Source organism: Peribacillus sp. NPDC058002 (assembly GCF_042886655.1).
Taxonomy (GTDB): Bacteria; Bacillota; Bacilli; order Bacillales; family DSM-1321; genus Peribacillus; species Peribacillus aracenensis.
On record NZ_JBHVQU010000416.1, the window covers coordinates 1 to 2,184 of the forward strand.

The 2,184-nt window shown below is 35.5% G+C and carries 2 protein-coding genes; both read right to left on the reverse strand.

Features of this window, described 5'->3' with window-relative positions; translation table 11 throughout:
* Positions 1–350 precede the first annotated feature (350 nt).
* Positions 351–794, reverse strand: coding sequence for a C40 family peptidase (locus ACFVSH_RS25770; protein WP_387598764.1), 444 nt, complete (start codon positions 792–794; stop codon positions 351–353).
* Between the two features lie 205 nt (positions 795–999).
* Positions 1,000–1,626 carry a metal-dependent hydrolase gene (locus ACFVSH_RS25775; protein WP_387598767.1) on the reverse strand — a complete coding sequence of 209 codons (627 nt, stop codon included), beginning with the start codon at positions 1,624–1,626 and terminating at the stop codon, positions 1,000–1,002.
* Between the last annotated feature and the right edge of the window lie 558 nt (positions 1,627–2,184).

The following is a 2,184-nucleotide window of genomic DNA, read 5'->3' on the forward strand; positions in this document are numbered from 1 at the left end:
CCCTATTTCCTTGTCCATATGCCTCATCCACTCTTATTTTTAAAACAAAAAAAGAGACTGCATTAAAGTCTCTTTTTGTAAACAACAAGGGCCAGGGTTAGTCTCATCCTGATCTATTAGATTGAAGAAATCTGTGACACTTTTTCCGAATACCTGGCTAGCCAAGATCCCACGACGTTTGCTTTGATGAGGCTTGGCAGACAGTCGGCGGAAAGGGAGGGATTTCTTGAAGGACTTTGAACGTTTTTAAAGAAAAAAACTGCAGGCATACTAAATTATTTCGAGTTTGCCTGCAGTCAGAGACATCATTGAGTCTCTTTGTTCTTTATATTAAAGTTGAGTTCCTTCTATTATATTCGTTTCGCACCAATATACTTTGGCTTCCAATAACTATTATTGGTTTTAGCGTATGAAACTCCTTTAGATGATGATGAGTGTATGAATTCATTGTTTCCTATGTATATAGCCACATGTGTAGGTTTTTTCGCTTTATTTGGTGCAAAAAACAGTAAGTCACCTTTTTGCAGACTTTTAACTTTCTTTCCTTTTTTATAGATGTCAGCAGCGGTTCTTGGTAAATTCTTACCAGCCTTTTGATATGAATACTTCACTAAACCGGAGCAATCAAATCCTGAAGAAGAAATGCCTCCCATTTTATATTTTGTGCCTAATTCACTTTTAGCCACTTTAATCGCTTTTGTATGATATGAAGCAGCTTCCACTGGGTTCCCAGCAAAAGATGCGGTTACAAGCATGATAGCCAATGACAATCCGACGACAATTTTCTTAAACAAATTATTTTACCCCCTGATGTGATTTGCTAAACTTAATATACTAGAAAAGGTATATCACTCGCATCACAGAATCTTTACAAATTTGTTACATTTAGTAGATTCAGGAAGAATGACCATATAAAACATAAAAAAAAGTCGAATCAAGTGTCCCTTCAATTTAAAGTTACTCTACCTCATAGAAAAAACAGTGGTAAGGAAACCACTGTCAAAATTCTTTTGAGAAAAATGGAAGAAATAACTTTACCCCACGTTTGTTAAAAGGTAAACATTTCAAATCTGCAATTAAATGACTTATGTATCCTAATAAACAAGTAGTGAAAATTCCGTCAATCCCCATAAAGGCTTCGAATTGATGGGCAATGATGCCAAAGAAAGCGATACCTGCAATCGAATGTGTATAACTTCTATGTGGTGTAAACGAAGCTACGATAATATAAACTCCTAACAGCCACAGCCAGCTTTCCTGCAAGGATAAACCGCCCCCTAAAACCGCTAATCCAGTCAAGGTCAACATATGCCTTTGTCTGATGAAAGAGGAAATGATGATGATTCCGATTCCTGCCCCTACACCGATCCATTTTTCCGTTTCAGAGCCTTCCAAAAGACTATAAATGATCATTAGTATCCCAATCGTTTGTGCTATCGTTCGAATAAACTTATGTGAAAAAGTAATCCTATTACTTAACTTCCCATCAATATCCATATCGGGCATAAGGCCTGAAACTCCCCCAATGCCAACCAAGAATAAAGTGGTGGTTGGATCTGTTTGAAGCGTGTTTGCCGTCAAGAATCCAACTGTTGCCCCTAATGCCATGTGTGCTGTACCGTTCACTGTCTCTCTCCTGTCCCACTAAGAAGTAATCTCTGTTCCCAAGAAACGAATGTTTGTTCGAATCTCTGTATTCTAACTATACAATATTTTTGGGGGAATTTCTTTATTTTTTATAAAAAAGCCTTAGTAACCAATAATTTGAGCTTGAAAATCCCTCATTCTAAATTAAAATCACTTCTTCCAGAAAGTCTTTAATAGCTTTTTTAAGTAATTTTCATCACTTAAAACCGCAAAATATTTTTCTATAAATTGTAGTTTTTCATGAAATTTTATCCATCATATGAATATACTAATCTATAAGGGGAGTGATTCAGATAGCTTTTTTAAATGCCTTCAATAATTTTAAAAATGGGAAAAAGTCCAAGAAAATAAAGAACATGGATTTTCGGGAACAACACGTAAAGAAATCGTCTGAGCTCATCGGGAATAATGAAATTGTCCAAAATATAATTAACAATCACCTTTCCAAAAAAAATAACCACTTGTAGGGTGGTTTTTTTAATTATTATGGGAGATCGTTTCATTCTTTTCCAGCTTCTCACTCGCATCGTAAATATC